Annotated in this window: 16 protein-coding genes; all 16 read left to right on the forward strand. The window is 36.1% G+C overall.

Annotated features, from left to right (window positions below; genetic code table 11):
• Positions 1 to 11: 11 nt before the first annotated feature.
• The 16 genes from BN986_RS01075 (at position 12) to BN986_RS01150 (ending at position 17,876) form a co-directional block, all read left to right on the forward strand.
• Positions 12 to 1,166 (forward strand): Gfo/Idh/MocA family protein, encoded by a 1,155-nt coding sequence (locus BN986_RS01075; RefSeq protein WP_040977806.1) that lies wholly within the window; start codon positions 12 to 14, stop codon positions 1,164 to 1,166.
• A gap of 63 nt (positions 1,167 to 1,229) precedes the next feature.
• Positions 1,230 to 2,327 carry a Gfo/Idh/MocA family protein gene (locus BN986_RS01080; protein ID WP_040977807.1) on the forward strand — a complete coding sequence of 366 codons (1,098 nt, stop codon included), beginning with the start codon at positions 1,230 to 1,232 and terminating at the stop codon, positions 2,325 to 2,327.
• 97 nt (positions 2,328 to 2,424) lie between these two features.
• Positions 2,425 to 3,285 (forward strand): SDR family oxidoreductase, encoded by an 861-nt coding sequence (locus tag BN986_RS01085; RefSeq protein ID WP_392392221.1) that lies wholly within the window; start codon positions 2,425 to 2,427, stop codon positions 3,283 to 3,285.
• Between the two features lie 88 nt (positions 3,286 to 3,373).
• The gene (locus BN986_RS01090) at positions 3,374 to 4,384 is read left to right on the forward strand and encodes a TRAP transporter substrate-binding protein (RefSeq protein ID WP_040977808.1); all 1,011 of its coding nucleotides are present in this window, start codon (positions 3,374 to 3,376) and stop codon (positions 4,382 to 4,384) included.
• Complete coding sequence (locus tag BN986_RS01095; protein WP_244444915.1) at positions 4,371 to 4,943, forward strand: TRAP transporter small permease; 573 nt, start codon at positions 4,371 to 4,373, stop codon at positions 4,941 to 4,943. The genes BN986_RS01090 and BN986_RS01095 overlap by 14 nt, the downstream gene beginning before the upstream one ends.
• Before the next feature lie 13 nt (positions 4,944 to 4,956).
• A complete protein-coding gene (locus BN986_RS01100) occupies positions 4,957 to 6,261 on the forward strand; it encodes a TRAP transporter large permease (RefSeq protein WP_040977810.1) in 1,305 nt (434 codons plus the stop codon).
• A 42-nt stretch (positions 6,262 to 6,303) separates the two neighbouring features.
• On the forward strand, positions 6,304 to 7,716 hold the full coding sequence (uxaC, locus tag BN986_RS01105) for a glucuronate isomerase (RefSeq protein WP_148417051.1): 1,413 nt from the start codon (positions 6,304 to 6,306) through the stop codon (positions 7,714 to 7,716).
• A gap of 510 nt (positions 7,717 to 8,226) precedes the next feature.
• Entirely contained in the window at positions 8,227 to 9,198 is a 972-nt protein-coding gene (locus BN986_RS01110; protein WP_052400566.1) for a Bug family tripartite tricarboxylate transporter substrate binding protein, read from the forward strand.
• 183 nt (positions 9,199 to 9,381) lie between these two features.
• Positions 9,382 to 9,927 (forward strand): tripartite tricarboxylate transporter TctB family protein, encoded by a 546-nt coding sequence (locus BN986_RS25610; protein ID WP_052400567.1) that lies wholly within the window; start codon positions 9,382 to 9,384, stop codon positions 9,925 to 9,927.
• A gap of 68 nt (positions 9,928 to 9,995) precedes the next feature.
• Positions 9,996 to 11,492, forward strand: a complete 1,497-nt coding sequence (locus BN986_RS01120; RefSeq protein WP_040977812.1) for a tripartite tricarboxylate transporter permease — start codon at positions 9,996 to 9,998, stop codon at positions 11,490 to 11,492.
• Between the two features lie 15 nt (positions 11,493 to 11,507).
• Positions 11,508 to 12,920, forward strand: coding sequence for an SAF domain-containing protein (locus BN986_RS01125; protein ID WP_040977813.1), 1,413 nt, complete (start codon positions 11,508 to 11,510; stop codon positions 12,918 to 12,920).
• A gap of 54 nt (positions 12,921 to 12,974) precedes the next feature.
• Positions 12,975 to 14,309: a four-carbon acid sugar kinase family protein gene (locus BN986_RS01130; RefSeq protein WP_040977814.1), complete on the forward strand. Its 1,335-nt coding sequence runs from the start codon at positions 12,975 to 12,977 to the stop codon at positions 14,307 to 14,309.
• Positions 14,310 to 14,323: 14 nt separating this feature from the next.
• Entirely contained in the window at positions 14,324 to 14,962 is a 639-nt protein-coding gene (locus tag BN986_RS01135) for a GntR family transcriptional regulator (RefSeq protein WP_040977815.1), read from the forward strand.
• Between the two features lie 25 nt (positions 14,963 to 14,987).
• Positions 14,988 to 16,019, forward strand: coding sequence for a zinc-dependent alcohol dehydrogenase (locus BN986_RS01140; RefSeq protein ID WP_040977816.1), 1,032 nt, complete (start codon positions 14,988 to 14,990; stop codon positions 16,017 to 16,019).
• A 35-nt stretch (positions 16,020 to 16,054) separates the two neighbouring features.
• Positions 16,055 to 16,696 carry a class II aldolase/adducin family protein gene (locus tag BN986_RS01145; protein ID WP_040977817.1) on the forward strand — a complete coding sequence of 214 codons (642 nt, stop codon included), beginning with the start codon at positions 16,055 to 16,057 and terminating at the stop codon, positions 16,694 to 16,696.
• 502 nt (positions 16,697 to 17,198) lie between these two features.
• Entirely contained in the window at positions 17,199 to 17,876 is a 678-nt protein-coding gene (locus BN986_RS01150; protein ID WP_040977818.1) for an N-acetylmannosamine-6-phosphate 2-epimerase, read from the forward strand.
• The last annotated feature ends 40 nt before the right edge of the window (positions 17,877 to 17,916 follow it).

Raw genomic sequence — 17,916 nt, forward strand, 5'->3', positions numbered from 1 at the left:
GGTAGATAGAGATGATTAACGTTGCAATTATAGGTACGGGGGCAATATGTCCATCCCACATTAAAGGATATTTAGAGTTTCAAGATAAGTGTAAGATCACTGCTCTCTGCGATATTTATCCTGAAAAAGCAGAGAATCAGGCAAAAGAATTTGAATTAGATGTAGATATATATAGTGATTATCAAGAATTACTTAAACAAGAGAATATTGACCTTGTATCTGTTTGCACTCCACCTTACACACACGCAGATATTACAATTGAAGCTTTAAACCAAGGAAAGAATGTGATTGTAGAAAAACCTATGGCTTCATCTTTAGAGGAATGTGATGCAATGAATGAGGCTGCTAAAAAGTCTGGAAAGATCTTATCAGTTGTTGCACAAAATCGATTTACTTCTCCCATGATGAAATTAAAACATGTTCTAGATACCAAATTAATGGGGCCCATTGTCCATACGCAAGTTGATTCTTTTTGGTGGAGAGGTCACTGTTATTATGATTTATGGTGGAGAGGTACTTGGGAAAAAGAAGGCGGTGGCTGTACATTAAACCATGCAGTTCACCACATTGATATTTTCCGTTGGATGAATGGAATGCCTTCAGAAATTACTGCAGTAATGAGTAATGTCGCGCATGACAATGCAGAGGTAGAAGATATATCTATTGCCATTGGACGCTATGAAAATGGAAGTCTGGCACAAATTACAAGTTCTGTTGTTCATCATGGAGAAGAGCAGCAACTTGTTTTCCAAGGAAAAAATGCACGTGTATCCGTTCCATGGAAGCTAAAAGCATCTAAATCACTCGATAATGGATTCCCTGCAGAAGACGAAGAGTTGGAGAACAAATTACAAAAAGCGTATGATTCATATGAAAATCTAGCATATGAAGGACATGCCGGGCAAATAGAAGACGTATTACAGGCTGTTGAAGGGAAAAAAGATGTATTAGTAGATGGGAATGACGGACGAGAAACTCTCGAATTGATTACGGCCATTTTCGAATCTGCAACCCTGGGAGAGACGGTGAAACTTCCTTTAGATAAAACAAGTCCATTCTATTCAAGAGCAGGAGTTATTGAGAATGCAACACATTTTTACGAGAAAAAGGCAAGTATTGAAAATTTCCAAGTAAATGAGATCACAACTGGTGGAAATTACGAGTGATTATTTAAAAGTAATGCGGTTACATTTATAGAAATAATTTCATGTTAAGTGGAGGAGATAGAAATGAACAAAAATGATGGAATGAATTATGCCCCACAAGGGAAACCCAATCGTGTAGTAGAAGAGGGAGAGTTCTCTTTTGCTGCAATTGGTTTAGATCATGGCCATATTTATGCAATGTGTAATGGGCTGTTGGAAGCAGGTGGAGAGCTGGTCACCGTTTATGACCCTGATCCAGAGAAAGTAAAAGCCTTTATTGAAAAATTCCCTAATACGAAAGCTGCTGATTCAGAAGAAGAGGTGTTGTCAGACCCTTCTATAAAACTCATCGCAGGTGCAAGTATTCCATCCATGCGTTGTGATTTAGGATTAAAGGTTTTAGATCATGGAAAGCATTATTTTGTAGATAAACCTGCATTTACAACGAAAGAGCAGCTGGAAGCAGCTAAAAAGAAGACAGAAGAGACTGGCTTACGGTGGGGAATTTATTATAGTGAACGACTCCATGTAGAGGGAGCTGTCTTTGCGGGTCAGTTAATAGAAGAAGGGGCAATTGGTCGGGTAGTACAGGTGATAGGAACAGGCCCGCACCGAGCAAGCCCATCAGCTAGACCGGAATGGTTCTTTGATCGGAACTACGTTGGAGGAATCTTATGTGACATTGGAAGCCATCAAATTGAACAATTTCTATATTATACGGGAGCAAAGGATGCAAAAGTGCTTCATAGTAAAGTAGCTAATTACAATTTTAAGGATCATCCTAAATTTGAAGACTTTGGTGATGCTACGCTCGTTGCTGATAATGGTGCCACTTTTTACTTTCGGGTAGATTGGTTAACCCCTGATGGTTTAGGTACTTGGGGAGATGGACGTGTCACTATTTTGGGAACAGACGGTTATATTGAGGTACGTAAATATATTGATATTGCCCATAAGGATAGCGGAGATCATGTATATTTAGTAAATCATGAAGGAGAAAAGCATTACGAGTGCCAGGGAGAAATTGGTTATCCATTTTTCGGGGAATTTATACTAGATTGTTTAAATGGAACAGAAAATGCTATGACACAAGAACATGCATTTAAAGCAGCTGAATTATGTATTGTGGCACAAAATATGGCAATACAAGTGGAGACTACAGATAGTATTACTTCAAAATAAATATAATAAGTTAATTATAAGAATGAACAAAGATAGAAATCTCCCTTTCTCTCATATTTTGCATAAATAATAGTAAGGGGTTAGGGAGAATCAAATAATGGTGGTGAGTAAGTTGTTATCAATAAATGAAAATCTAAAAGGAAAAGTAGCAGTAATTACAGGTGGAAGCGGTGTCCTTTGTAGTGCAATGGCAAGAGAATTAGGGAGACAAGGTGTTAAGGTGGCTATTTTGAACCGTAGTGTAGAGTCTGGGAAAAAGGTTGAAAAAGATATTATTGCAGCCGGCGGAGAAGCACTAGCGATTTCTTGTGATGTCCTTGATAAAAACAGTGTAGAAAATGCAGCTGCGCTAGTGGAAGAGAAGCTAGGAGATTGTGATATTTTAATTAATGGTGCAGGAGGAAATCATCCAGATGGAGTAACAGATAAAGAAACTTTTGATACCGAAGATTTAAACAAAGGTATAAAGACTTTTTTTGATATAACAACAGAAGGGTTTCAACATGTATTTAATTTAAATTTAATTGGAAGCGTTATACCTTCTCAAGTATTTGCTAAAGGAATGTTAAATAAAAAAGGTGCAACGATTATAAATATGTCTTCCATGAGTGCACCCAGCCCAATGACAAAAGTTCCTGCCTATAGTGCAGCTAAGGCTGGCATTAATAATTTTACACAATGGCTAGCTGTACATATGACTGATGTGGGTATACGTGTTAATGCGATTGCCCCTGGATTCTTTTTGACAGAGCAAAACAGAGCGCTATTGTTAACAGAAGAAGGAGATTTGACAGAGCGTTCTGAAAAAATAATTTCACAAACTCCGATGGATCGGTTTGGAAAGCCGGAAGATTTATTAGGAACATTAATTTGGCTGGTTGATGAAAATATGTCTGGCTTTATCACAGGAATTACTGTACCGGTAGATGGAGGTTTTTTGGCTTATTCTGGAGTTTAAAAGCGAGAATAACGATCAGTATAATGAAAGGGATTACAATGTTGGGGCTGCATTATACTCCAACAATGTTAGCTAAGGAGGAACGTCATTGAAAAAACTTACCGTTAGCATAATGATTGGTAGTCTATTAGTGATATTGGCCGCATGTGGAGACAATGAGGTATCTTCAGGCACAGCGAGTGCAGAAGGTGGAAAAGTAACCCTAAAATTAGCTCATGATTTAGGTGACGACCACCCAGTTTACTTTGCGTTAGAAAATTTTGCTGAAACAGTTGAAGAAAGATCAAAAGGACAGATAGAAATTGAGATTTTCTCCAATGGTGTATTAGGAAACGAACGTGAAATGCTTGAGCAGATACAAGGCGGAGGAATAGATATTACTAAGGTAAGTGGAGCCTCGCTGGAAAGTTTTGCTTCACCTTACTCCGTATTTAGCTTGCCATATGTATTTGATGATGAAGAACATTTCTTTCGATCAATGGAATCAGAGGCAGTAAGTGATTTATTTGCCTCTACGGAAGAACAGGGATTTTTAGGTTTAACCTGGTATGATTCGGGTTCACGTAATTTCTACACGGAAGATAAGCCAATTATGCATCCAGATGATTTAGAAGGATTAAAGATTCGTGTAATGGATAGTAAAACACAAATTGAATTGATGTCAGCATTAGGCGGTGCACCTACACCAATGCCATATGGAGATATTTATACTGCTATACAATCAGGAGTTATAGATGGAGCTGAGAGTAATCCTACTGCGCTGACAACTGGAAAGCATGGAGAGGTGGCAAAAGCATTTTCTATGGATGAACATACTCGTATTCCAGATGTTGTTGTTATCAGCAGTGATACGTGGAATGGCTTGACGCAAGAGCACCAGCAAATCATAACAGAAGCTGCGGAGGAATCGACGGAATTGCAAAAAGAGATTTGGGCCGAAGCAGTAGATGAGGCGATGGAGGAAGCAGAAGAGATGGGAGTAGAATTTTATTACCCGGAAACTGAGCCTTTTCGTGAAGCCGTAAGTCCGTTATACGAAGAATTTCGTCAAGATGAAAGAATCGCAGAATTATTAGACGCTTTTAATGAGCTTCGTTAAAAATATACAAGAAGTGGGGATACAAATGCTTTCAACAGTTAAAAGTATAAAGGCTTTATTAAACCGTTCGATAATGATCATTGCCTCTATCTTAACCATTATCTTAGTTTGTTGTGCATTATGGCAGGTGTTTAGCAGATATATATTAGGTTCTCCCAGCATTATTACAGAAGAACTCTCTCGATTTCTTCTAATATGGGCAGCCATGTTGGGAGGGGCTTATGCATTTGGTTCAAAAGAACAATTAGCAATTGTTTTCTTGAAATCTAAATTAAAAGGTTTAAAGAAAAAGTCTATTGAAATTTTCATTGATATGGTAACTATCATTTTTGCAGGATCAGTTTTGGTTAAGGGTGGAGTCGATCTTGTTTCTTATACATTAAGTCAAACTTCCCCTATTCTTGGTCTTCCAATGGGGTATGTTTATATGATTCTTCCAATCACAGGGGTATTAATAATAATTTATCAGCTAATAAACATATTGGAAAGACGGGGACAGGATGCGTATTCTGAACAACAGGAAAATATTTCTGTTCCTCCTCAAAACAGTGAAGGGTAGGAGGTATATTTAAATGGATGTAGCAGTATTATCAACATTATTACTATTTGGGACATTTTTTTTACTTCTTATTATAGGTGTTCCAATTTCAATCAGTATTGGCTTATCATCTATTGTGTCAGTTACGGTAGTGATGCCAATAGATGTTCTGCTTTTTACAGGTGCGCAGCGTTTATTTTCTGGTATGAACAGCTTTGCGCTATTAGCAGTTGTCTTTTTTATTATGTCAGGAAGTATTATGAACAATGGAGGAATAGCATTACGGTTAATTAACTTAGCCAAGTTAATTGCTGGAAGATTGCCTGGTTCTTTAGCACATACAAATGTAGTTGGAAATATGCTTTTTGGTTCGATATCGGGATCTGCCGTAGCTTCAGCTGCGGCAATAGGGAGTGTTATGTCTCCTTTGCAAGAAAAAGAAGGTTATAACAAAGCTTTCTCAGCTGCAGTAAATATTGCTTCTTCACCTGTAGGTATTCTTATTCCACCCAGTGGCGTATTAATTCTATATTCATTGGTGAGCGGGGGGACTTCTGTCTCTGCATTATTCATGGCGGGCTATTTGCCGGGAATCCTGATGGGCTTTGCGGTAATGATAGTTGCTTACATTATTGCTAAAAGGAATAATTATACGATTGCAGAAAAAGTGAGTTTAAAAGAAGCAGTCAGAGTTATTTTACAAGCAATTCCCAGTCTGATGTTAATTGTTGTTGTTATTGGTGGAATTGTAGCTGGAATATTCACTGCGACAGAAGGAGCAGCAATCGCGATTCTGTATTCTTTAGTTCTTTCATTAATCTATCGTTCTTTAACATGGGCACATATTCCGAAAATTTTTAAGGAAACGATTGTAATGACCGGAATTGTATTATTTTTAGTTGCTACATCTTCTATCATGTCTTGGGCAATGGCGGTAACAGGTATGCCGGCAGCTATCAGTAACGGATTGCTAAGTATTTCGGAAAATCCAAACATTATTTTATTAATTATGATGTTAATTTTATTGATAATTGGTACTTTCATGGATCTTACACCAGCAGTACTTATTTTTACACCAATTTTCTTACCGATTGCCGGGCAGATGGGTATTGACCCGGTTCATTTTGGAATTATGCTTGTGTTTAATCTCGCAATAGGATCTATGACTCCGCCAGTAGGCAGTGTTTTATTTGTGGGTTGTAGTGTAGGAAAAGTTTCGATTGAAGAAGTGATAAAGCCATTAAGCTTTTTCTTTGTTGCTCTTATTGCTGCACTATTTTTAGTCGTATATATTCCATCCATTAGTCTGATTATACCTGAGCTTTTAGACCTGCTATAGAAAAAATAGATATGAGATATTTTAATTATAAGGAAGGAAGATATAATGAGCTTTCTTGCAGAAAATTTTCTTTTAAATAATAAGCACGCTCAAGAATTATATGATAAATATGCAAAAGAGATGCCAATTTTTGATTACCATTGTCATTTAAGCCCAAAAGAGATATGGGAAAATAAACCTTTTGAGAATATTACCCAAGCATGGCTGGGTGGTGATCATTATAAATGGCGAGCAATGAGGTTAAACGGAGTTAAGGAAGAATATATTACAGGAAATGCGTCAGATGAGGAAAAATTTCTTGCATGGGCTGAAACGGTTCCTAAATCAATCGGAAATCCTTTGTATCATTGGACACATATGGAATTGAAAAATTATTTCAATATCGATCAGCCCTTAGACGAGACAAGTGGAAAGGAGATTTGGGAAGCATGTAACCGGCAATTACAACAAGAAGAGTTTACGCCACGGCAACTCATTAAACGATCCAATGTAAAAGCTTTAGGTACTACTGACGATCCAACAGATAATTTAATCTACCACAAAAAGTTAAAGGAAGATGCGTCTTTCACAGTAAAAGTGATTCCTACTTTTCGACCTGACGGAGCTATAAAAATAGAAGAAGATTCGTTTACTGATTGGGTAGATAACCTGGCAAGTGTGACAAACGGAAAGATTTCTACATTTGATGATTTTCTGGAAACTCTTAAGAAAAGAGTAGAATATTTTCATGAGCATGGTTGTCGAGCTTCTGACCATGACATGACAGAAGTGCCTTATGAGGAAACAGATGTTGCTGAAGTCGAAACGATCTTTAATAAGAGATTAAATAATATAGAGTTATCTAATCTGGAAATATTGAAGTATAAAACGTATTTGATGACATGGCTGGGAGAAGAATATGCAAGATTAGGATGGGTTATGCAATTGCATATTGGTGTTATGAGAAGTAATAACACCCAAATGCTTCAAAAAATTGGACCTAATACAGGGTTTGATTCCATTGGAGATCAAAAAATCGCTTATACAACATCTAAATTATTGGATGGATTAGATAAAAAATCTGCTCTGCCTAAGACTGTTTTGTACAGTGTGAATCCGAATGATAATTATATTTTGGCTTCTATGATTGGTAATTTTACAGAGAGCGGTATAAGGGGCAAGGTCCAATTTGGTTCAGCATGGTGGTTTAATGATCATATTGACGGTATGAGAAAACAACTTATAGATTTAGCCAGCGTAGGCTTATTAAGTAACTCTATAGGGATGTTAACAGACTCGAGAAGCTTTTTATCTTATCCAAGACATGATTATTTCAGAAGGATTTTGTGTAATATTATAGGGACATGGATAAATGAGGGACAGCTTCCTGAAGATATGGAACGATGGGGACAGATCGTGCAGGATATCTGTTATAACAATGTTGTGGAATATTTTGGACTTGAGGGTGTTATTTGATTTTGAGTATTAAAATGCCTTGAAAGCTAGTAATTTTAAATTGAAAATAAGAATATTATTTTTTGTGAATAGACTTTATAATAATTGCATACAAGGTAAAGATTGAAGCACTTCAATTATTGTAAATTACTTTTAACACTAATACCTATTCAAATAATTATTAACTATAATAAAACATCTCTACTAATTGGGAGTTTCTATTGATAATGAAACTAAATCCAAAAGGTAGAGATGTTTTATTGTATAGATCCATCTTTAACGCTATTAGAATATCTTGAAAGGCGAAAGTGATTTATTTCCAGCAAACATAATTTTCAAAAACTATTGACAAATAAAAACGCTTACAATAATATATATAACTAAGATCTATCTGAGATCTATGTGTGATTTTTGAAAGATTTTAGATAGATTAATTGTAGAAAATGAAGAGGGTGTATGCAAAGTAAAGGGGAGTAATTCATAAAAGTATTGAAAATTTTTAATACTAAATAATTTAAAGGAGTGAATAATTTGAAAAAGCTTATATTATTGTTAATTTTATTGAGTGGACTTCTGGTAGTTACCGCGTGTGGAAGTAATGATGGAGATGAAGCTGCTGCTGATAATTATCCTGAACAAAATATTGAATTAATTGTAGGTGCAGGTCCAGGTGGTGGAACAGATAACTTCGCTCGAGCAACAGAAAATCAACTTGCAGATATTTTAGACACCAATATTCAAATAACTAATTTAGAACAGGCATCAGGAGCTGTGGCAAACCAGACGACAGCGACCAATCCAGCTGATGGACATACAATTAATTATGTTTCGTCAACATACATCATTAGTAATGCAGCCGGCCAAAATGAAACAGGCTTAGATCAATTAACTCCTGTTGCTAGAATGCAATCTGATATATTAGCACTTATTGTAAATCCAGATAAATTTGCAGATTTCGATGAATTTGTAGAGCACGTAGAACAAAACGGGGCATCCGTTGGAGGGACTCATGCGTTAAGTCCAGATGAAATGGGATTCTTAGAGCTAGTGAATGAATCTGGTATCGAAAATATGAATTATGTTCCTTATGATGGCACAGGACAAGTACAAGCAGCAGTAATGGGGGACAATTTAGACGCATATGTAGGTGTTCTAAGTGCGGTACAAGAATATGCCGATAGTGGAGACCTTGAACCTATTTTGATTTTTACAGAGGAACGACTTGAAGAATTCCCGGATACACCAGTTACTGTAGAAGATTATGGGTGGGACGTAACAAACGGAAATGAGCGTGGGGTTTTAGTTCATGCGGATACGCCTCCGGAGATAATTGAAAAATTGGAAAGCACGTTAAAAGAAATATTCGATTCAGAAGAATATAAGGAATATGAAGAAGCTAGTAATTTACAATATAGAGATGGTTGGATGGGCTCCGAAGACTATCTTGAGAAATTAGAAGAAGATCATGAAAATTATCAAGAGTTAATAAGCAACTTAAAGTAAACAAGCTTTGTATCGGTATCGTAGCGGGAAGTTCAATCTCTCGACTTCCCGTAAATGATAAGACTACGTTATAAAATGAGTCATTGTCTTACAAAAATCGTGAATTCATGGATAGAGTGTTCATTATTATATTTAATTACTATTTAATAAAAGGAAGAATTAAGAGAGCTGGGTGAAATGTAAATGAAAAAAATGGTGATATTTATTGTTGCTACCTACGCAATAAGTTTACTCTTTCTTATATTAAGTTTTGATTTGCCACGAACAAATGAAGTCTCTGCCTTTACAGGTCCAGCTCAATGGCCGGTGGCACTTATTATTTTTATCTTAGTATTAAATACATTATTACTATTTAATACCATAAAGTCCAATAAAAAGAAAGAGAATATATTGCTAGATAATGAAGAAGAATCACTCCCGGATCATGTAGAAGAAATCTTGCCAGATGATGTAAAGGAATTAACAGATTCAGAAGCGGAAACAGGTACAGAACAGGAAGACCTTAGTTGGGTTAATAAGAATAAGCATTATCTTTTTATAGGGTTATTAATAGTATATATAGTTCTGTTACAATATACAGGTTTTATTATTGCTACAATCATCTTTTTCCCTATATGTAGTATTTTAATGGGAGCACGTAATAAAATATTGCTGGCTGTATCTTCGGTTCTTGCTACTTTTTTAGTTTATGGGATGTTTGAGTTATTACTTAATGTACCTCTGCCATAAACCTCATTCAATAATAGGTTAAATATATTTTTCAAACAATAGATTTAAAGTTAAAGGATGGGGATGGAATGTTAAATAATTTAATGGAAGGATTAGTAACAATTATAGACCCCTCAAACCTTCTTATATTGTTATTAGCTGTGGTGATAGGGTTTTTAGGTGGGGCTATACCAGGCATCAGTGGATTAATGCTTGTAGTTGTTCTGCTTCCAGTTACATATGGGATGGAAACAACTAGTGCATTTATGCTACTTACAGCCATTTATGCTGCAGCAGTTTTTTCTGGAATGATTACAGCAATATTATACCGAGCACCGGGAACACCAGAATCCGTTACTACTGTATATGATGGATATCCGATGACTCGACGAGGAGAGGCTGGAAAGGCACTTGGGATCGGAATTTTAAGTTCTACCATAGGTGGGATTATAGGTACGATTTTCTTGATTGCCCTTACACCAACGTTGGCTCAAATTGCGCTTCAATTTGCTTCTCCGGAGTATTTTGCTTTAGCAGTTGTAGCTCTAACGGTTGTAGCAGCATTAAGTGACGGGAAATTAGTATTAGGTTTTATTGGTGTAGCTTTTGGGCTGCTTTTAGCTACTGTGGGAATTGATGCGATGACAGGTGCATATAGATTTACATTTGGTTTTCCAGAGTTAGCAAGTGGGATAGATCTAGTTCCTGTGGTTATCGGACTCTTTGCCATATCTGAAACGATCAACCGCATGACGCAAAAAGAAGATGGAAACCTAGGTAAAACACAAAAATTTAAGATTAAAATCTTTGATTCTAAAATTTTTAAGAAAATCACTGGTACCTTATCAAGATCATCTTTGCTAGGTGTAGGGATTGGAATTTTACCTGGTATCGGACCAACTACTGCTGCTATTTTGGCATACAGTGAGAGTGTGAGATGGTCTAAAACACCTGAACAATTTGGGAAAGGTGCTCCTGAAGGAATAGCTGCACCAGAGTCTGCAAACAATGCTGCTGCAATGGGAGCATTAGTACCTTTATTTGCTCTTGGTATTCCGGGAAGTGCAACTGCTGCAGTTATGTTAGGAGCGTTTATCATGCACGGGCTCCAACCAGGACCGAACTTGATGTCCACAAATGGCCCTATGGTTTATGCTATTTTCGCGGGGTTATTAATTGTTAATATAGTAGTTTTAATTTTTTCAAAACCGTTTATTGTGATGTTTTCTAAGCTATTAACGATTCCTTATTCCATTATTGGACCTTTAATCGTTATATTTTGTACAGTAGGAACATTTGCTATAAGAAATTCTATGTTCGATGTCATTGTCATGCTTATATTTGGAATACTAGGCTTCCTTTTTGAAAAAATTCGATTCCCATTAATAACGATTGTCCTAGGGGTCGTATTAGGTTCATTAGCGGAGAGTGAATTCCGTCGATCATTGGAGTTATCAGGTGGAGATTTATCTATTTTTGCTACACGTCCAATTAGTGCTGTTTTATTAGGAATAGCAATATTGATGGTTATTTTTCCAATTACTAAACAGATTATTAACAAAAGGAAGAAAACAACAACCAATTAATTAGGGGGATTTAATATGATTTATCATCATTTATTTAGACAAGCTAATAAAAGTGAAGTAGTAGCTGCCGTGATTGGAACGGGGCACTTTGGGAAAGCAGTAGTTACCCAGCAGAAGTTTAATCAATTTGTGAATGTTCGAGTAGTCATGGATAAAGATATTGATTCTGCAAAGGATGCTTTAATAACTGCAGGAATTGATGAAGAACTTATTGAATATACAGAAGACTCGAAGGAAGCAATCAGGTTATTCGCTAGTGGGAAATATATTTATACTGACAATTTAGATGTCATTCTAGCTATTGATGAAATTGGGGTTGTATGTGAAGGCACAGGGGTTCCTGAAGCTGGAGCTGTTCATGCGCAAAAAGCAATCGAAAAAGGAAAGCATGTAGCCATGATTAACAAAGAAACAGATTCTGCTGTTGGTCCGATTTTGAAGCATCTAGCAAAAGAAGCTGGTGTTATTTATACGCCGGTTGATGGGGATCAGCATGGTTTATTAATGTCTATGTATGAATGGGCAAACGAAATTGGATTAACCGTTATTTCTGGTGGTAAAGCCCGGGATGGCGAATTCATTTTAGATGAAGATAAGCAGACGGTTTCTATTGAGGCTGATGGTATCACAGTTCATGAATCAAAAGAGATCTTGATTTCAGATGAGGATATAAAATATTTAAAAATGATACCTGAAGGAAAATCAGAAGAATATGTTCATAGAAGAGCAGAGATTTTAAGTGAATTACCTGGAGCAGGTGCATTTGATTTATGTGAATTAACGATTATGGCAAACTCTACAAAATTGAATCCTGCAAGTGAACGTTTACAGAAAGCTTCTTTAAGAATAACAGAATTGCCTGTGGCTTATTGCCATCATGATAATGGCGGGGGATTTACAGAAGAAAGTACAATTGACTTGATCACGTGCTTAAGAAGACAAGATGAATCTGGAATGGGTGGAGGTGTATATATCGTAGTACGTTGCGATAATGCATACTCAAACTATATTTTAACCACGAAAGGTCAGATTCCAAATTACGATAAATCAACGGCAGTAATTTATAGACCATATCATTTATGTGGAGTGGAAACCTCTACGTCGATTGCTAGTGCTGGCCTCTTAAACTTAGATACAGGTTCATTAGAATACAAGCCTCGTTATGATTTAGTTAAATATGCTGCAAGGGATATAAAAGCGGGAGAAACATTAGGTAATGATCATGATTTGTCTCTTGAAGCAGATATTGCACCTGCTAAAACAATGGAATCTAATCATGCTATTCCAGGACATTTAATTACAGGGAATAAAGCAAAAGTGGATATTAAAGCAGGAGAGCTGATTACCTACGATAAAATCGTGAGACCAGATCATTCTGCGCTTTGGGAGCTAAGAGAAAAACAAGATATAGAATTTTTGTCTAAATAAATAATAAATGGCGATTAAGGTAATTAACAAATTCGTTTTATTGGAGGCATAGTCATGAAAGAAAGATTACTCTTAGCGTTTTATGGAGATGATTTCACAGGCTCAACGGATGCGATGGAGGCCTTAACATTATATGGGTTGAATACGGTTTTATTTTTAGAGGTGCCTGATAAAGAAGTATTAACTGAGTTTGAAAATGTACAGTGCATCGGAGTAGCGGGGACCTCTAGAGCGAAATCTCCAGAGGGTATGCATAAAGAGTTGCAGCCAATATTTGAAAAAATAGCGGAAATCAATCCGCAGTTTTTTCATTATAAAGTGTGTTCTACGTTTGATTCATCTCCTGAAACAGGAAGTATTGGATATGCAGCAGATTTAGCAAGAAACTACTTTAAAAATCAACAGTATCATCTTTTGGTTGGAGTTCCGCAATTGGGGAGATATACTGTATTTGGAAACCATTTTGCAAAAAAAGACGATTCAATCTATCGATTGGATCGTCACCCAGTAGTTGCGAATCATCCTGTCACTCCAATGAATGAAGCTGATTTGAAAATGCATATGAGCCAACAGACAGATCAAAAGGTGGGTTTAATTGACATTTTAGAGGTGCAAGGTGGTCAAGAACGCATTAGAAAAAAGAATGAAGAATTAATGGACTGCGATATTCTATTATACGATGCCTTGGAGGAAAATCATTTAGATGCGGTTGCTAATCATATTCTTAGTGAGGATAATCCAAAGACTCAATTTCTGATAGGTTCTTCCGGAGTGGAGTATGCATTAGGAAACGCCTGGGGGAGTTTTAGCGCTGATCACGTCCGGGAAGAGAATAATAGTTTGAATGATGATAGAGTATTGGTCGTTTCTGGAAGTGTTTCCGCAATTACCAGCGAGCAAATGGCTTATGCTAAGAAGGAAGGATTTTATCTGGAACAAATACCGAGTCATTACTTTGGAGTGAATGAAATTCCGCATGAATTTCTAAAAAAAGTTGGTAAACTTATCGAAGCGCATCGTAAAGTCATTCTATATACTGCGGATGGGCCCCGTGATCCAGCTATTGCCGAAATGAAAGAACATCTGGCAAAACAAGGTAAAGAGCAGGAGGAATTTGGTAGTATTATCGGTCATAATCTTGGATTATGGACAAAAGAAATCTTGGAAGAAAATACGGTTGATAAACTTATCATTGCGGGTGGAGATACATCTGGATTTGTCATGAAGGAATTAGGGATTTATGCTTTAAAGGTTTTAAGTAGTATTTCTCCAGGAGCTCCACTCTGCACGGTTTATTCCAGAAATAACGTATTTCATAAAATGAAAGTAGCGTTAAAAGGAGGGCAATTAGGAGGTAAGGATTTTTATAATCGTATTGTTCACCATTAAAGGAGACGATTCATTTGGGAACGAAACCTGAATTATTATTAAAAGATATTGCGTATAAGCAGATAAAAAAAGGAATCTTGGAAGAAGCTCATCAACCAGGTACGATCCTGTCAGAAAAGCAACTGGTAGAAAGTCTAAGTATGAGTAAAACACCTATAAAATCAGCAGTTGAACGTCTGGAAGCGGAGGGGTTTGTTGTTGTCTCTTCCAAAAGAGGTATTATTATTCAAGATATTTCAATTGATCGAATCAATGATATATATAACCTTCGCATTGCTCTCGAAACATTTAATTGTGAACAGATCTATAATAAAATTTCAGAAGCCGAGATTAAATATCTGGATGATAACTTAAAAGCTGCAGAGGGTTATATTAAGGAATTGAATGTCAACAAGTTTGCTGAGCTTGATCATGAATTCCATCTTATTATTTGTGAAATTGCTGGAAATAAGGAAATTAAAAATATATTGCTGAACTACAATGAACATTTATACCGTATTACTTTAAAACATTTGAATAAAGAGCCTGAAAGAATGTATAAGTTTCATGATGACCATGTGAAGCTTTTAAATCAACTAAGAAATCATGATAGAGAATGTGTGACCAGTATGAAAATACACTTAGAAGATTCTAAGAAGATTCTATTTCAATGATTTTTCAGCAACAAGGAGTGGGTGAATGAAGGCAGTATATGTTGAACAAACGCATCGTTTATCGATAAGAAATCAAACAATTTCACAATTAGGAGAAAATGACGTATTAATTAAAGTAGCTATGGCAGGGATTTGCGGTTCTGACATTCATGTATATAACGGTAGACATCCTTTTAGAACCCCGCCGGTATCCATTGGTCACGAATTATCTGGCTATGTTGAAGAAGTTGGTTCAAATGTTAAAAATATACCAATAGGATCAAAAGTAACAGTAAATCCACAAGTAGGTTGTGGGGAATGCGCATATTGCAGGAGTAATCAGATCAACCTGTGTGAAAATAGACAGGCTCCCGGTGTTGGAAATTGGCTCGGGGCGATGTCTGAGTATTTTATCGCCTCCGCTAATACTGTATTTGTTCTTCCTAATGAATTAGATAACAGAGCTGCTGTATTAGTAGAGCCTTTTGCAGTTGCATTTCATGCTTTAGAAAAAGCTAATTTGACAAGTGGCCATAAACTGGCGATTTTAGGTGCAGGTCCAATTGGATTGATGATTTTGCTTGCCGCTATCTCTAAAGGAGTATCTCAGAATCTGATAACAGATATTCGTAATTATCCATTGGAAATTGGAGAAAAATTAGGAGCGGGACAGGTATTAAACATTGCCAGGCATGAAGATTGGCAAGCGCATGCAGAGGAATTGAATGGTGGAAAATTTGATCGGGTGATTGTATGTACAGACTCCCCAAATATTATTAAACAGGCACTTCAGATAACAAAAAAAGGCGGTAAAATTATTACAGTTGCAATGTTTGATGATGAACACTCTATTAACATGAGAGACTTCCAAGGATCGGAAAAAGAAATGATAGGTTGCATGACGTATAATGAGAATAACTTTGAAGAGGCAATCCAATTTTTAAATGAAACCAACAATTTAGAAGAAATCATAAGTAATTTAATTTCACATATTCTACCTTTTAATGAAGCCCAAAAAGGTTTTCAAATGGTTGCGAACAGCCAGGAAAAGGTGATTAAAGTTCTTCTTGAGTTTTAGATGTACAGAATAAATTGTAAAGGAGAGCCCCATTCATGACAAATGAAACAATTATTTCAGATTTGCAAAAAACGGGAAAAAAGTTAATGGATTTAAATCTAGCATGGGGAACAGCGGGGAATATTAGTGCTAGAAAAGATGAAGACCACTTTTTTATTACAGCAAGTGGTACCAACTTAGGAGAGCTAAATGATGATGATTTCGTTTTAGTACCTAATCATCACGAAACGAATAAAAAACCTTCCAAAGAATTTCCGATGCATCGAGCAATTTATGAAAATAGGCCGGAAATTAACGCTGTTCTTCATAGTGCTCCATTCTATAGCACACTGTTAGCCTGCAGTTCTTTAAATTTGCCCTCCAATTATTTTGTGGAGGCAATGTATTATCTTGAAAAAGTAGTACATATCCCATATAAGCACCCGGGAAGTAATGATTTAGCGAAAGCGGTAGAGGAAAAGGTAACGGAATCCAATGTATTTATATTAAAGAATCACGGCATCTTAGTATGTGATGTAAGCATAAAAGAAGCATTCATGGCATTAGAGACGTTAGAATTTGCATCAAAAATGCTTATTACATCGATTGAAAAAGGAATAAAAATAGAAGGATTACCGCAGGAGCAAGTGGACGACTTTTTGAATAATGCGGGATATAAGCCTAGGAGAAAGTGGTAGGCTGGTGGAAGTTAAAAGTAGAGACCCTTTAAAAATATGATAATTGCTATATTTAAGGGCTGTATTCTTGTGCCAGTGTATTAAGGAATTCTAGAATTATTATAAACGATAGTATTATATTGAAATAATCTAATAAAATAAAAGCCCGAGAATTTACAGTGAGATAAAACACTTACGGTAGATTCAGGGCTTTTTTATGATTTCACTGTTATCAATAATTAGGTAGTATTCTGTGATAATCAATCCTTATTACAAAAAAGAACAATAAATGTATTTACTCAATATACTGTTTGTTGATATATCATCAGCTAATTAGCTTTAAATAAGACAATCAGAAAGTTATATTACAATAAATGAAAGTTTATTATCATTTTTTAAGTTTATATTGACAACATAAAATCATAGTGATATAGTTTCATTTAATGAAAGCGCATTAATTTGAAATTGATACTAAACGAAGCTAAATAAGGTAGTTATTTTACTAGCTAGTAAGGAGATCAGAATGGATACATTGGAAAAAATAAATAAAAAGTTGATTGTTTCCTGTCAAGCGTTAGAAGATGAACCTTTGTACGATCCTTATATCATGGGAAGAATGGCTTTCGCGGCCAGTGTAGGTGGAGCTTCAGGTATTCGTGCAAATACAGTGAAGGATATAAAAGCAATAAAAAAAGAAGTAGATTTACCGATTATTGGTATTATAAAGAACAATTATCCTAATAGTAATGTGTTTATCACACCAACTATAAAGGAGGTTGATGCTCTTTATCAGGAAGGTGTTAATATTATTGCATTTGATGGGACATTACAAGAACGACCTGATGGAAAAAGATTTCAAGATTTTTTTTCTGATATCAAGTTAGCTTATCCGGATCAATTATTTATGGCGGATGTTTCTACGGTAGAGGAAGGAGTACAAGCGGAAAAGGCTGGTGTAGATATTGTTGCACCGACACTGGTAGGGTATACTTCTTATTCTAAAGACTCGATTCCTTTGGAAGTAGCGGCAGGGCTAGTGAAAAATACATCAATTCCAGTTATTGCTGAAGGAAACTTTGATACTCCTGAAAAAGCACAAAAAGCATTACAATTTGGTGTGCATGCTGTAGTTGTAGGAAGTGCAATTACTCGGCCGCAGCATATTACGAGAAAATTTGTTCAAGCGATCCAAAAGGTATAAAGACAAATTGAATAGGTTTTGGGATTGGAGATACTTTTTG

It is taken from the genome of Oceanobacillus jeddahensis (genome assembly GCF_000750635.1).
GTDB classification, from domain to species: domain Bacteria; phylum Bacillota; class Bacilli; order Bacillales; family Amphibacillaceae; genus Oceanobacillus; species Oceanobacillus jeddahense.

Bases quoted from the DNA above. Each gene is read 5' to 3' on its own strand.
- BN986_RS01075 (WP_040977806.1), top strand. From the start codon at position 12: ATGATTAACGTTGCAATTATAGGTACGGGGGCAATATGTCCATCCCAC.
- BN986_RS01080 (WP_040977807.1), top strand. From the start codon at position 1,230: ATGAACAAAAATGATGGAATGAATTATGCCCCACAAGGGAAACCCAAT.
- BN986_RS01085 (WP_392392221.1), top strand. From the start codon at position 2,425: ATGGTGGTGAGTAAGTTGTTATCAATAAATGAAAATCTAAAAGGAAAA.
- BN986_RS01095 (WP_244444915.1), top strand. From the start codon at position 4,371: ATGAGCTTCGTTAAAAATATACAAGAAGTGGGGATACAAATGCTTTCA.
- BN986_RS01100 (WP_040977810.1), top strand. From the start codon at position 4,957: ATGGATGTAGCAGTATTATCAACATTATTACTATTTGGGACATTTTTT.
- BN986_RS25610 (WP_052400567.1), top strand. From the start codon at position 9,382: ATGAAAAAAATGGTGATATTTATTGTTGCTACCTACGCAATAAGTTTA.
- BN986_RS01120 (WP_040977812.1), top strand. From the start codon at position 9,996: ATGTTAAATAATTTAATGGAAGGATTAGTAACAATTATAGACCCCTCA.
- BN986_RS01125 (WP_040977813.1), top strand. From the start codon at position 11,508: ATGATTTATCATCATTTATTTAGACAAGCTAATAAAAGTGAAGTAGTA.
- BN986_RS01130 (WP_040977814.1), top strand. From the start codon at position 12,975: ATGAAAGAAAGATTACTCTTAGCGTTTTATGGAGATGATTTCACAGGC.
- BN986_RS01140 (WP_040977816.1), top strand. From the start codon at position 14,988: ATGAAGGCAGTATATGTTGAACAAACGCATCGTTTATCGATAAGAAAT.
- BN986_RS01145 (WP_040977817.1), top strand. From the start codon at position 16,055: ATGACAAATGAAACAATTATTTCAGATTTGCAAAAAACGGGAAAAAAG.
- BN986_RS01150 (WP_040977818.1), top strand. From the start codon at position 17,199: ATGGATACATTGGAAAAAATAAATAAAAAGTTGATTGTTTCCTGTCAA.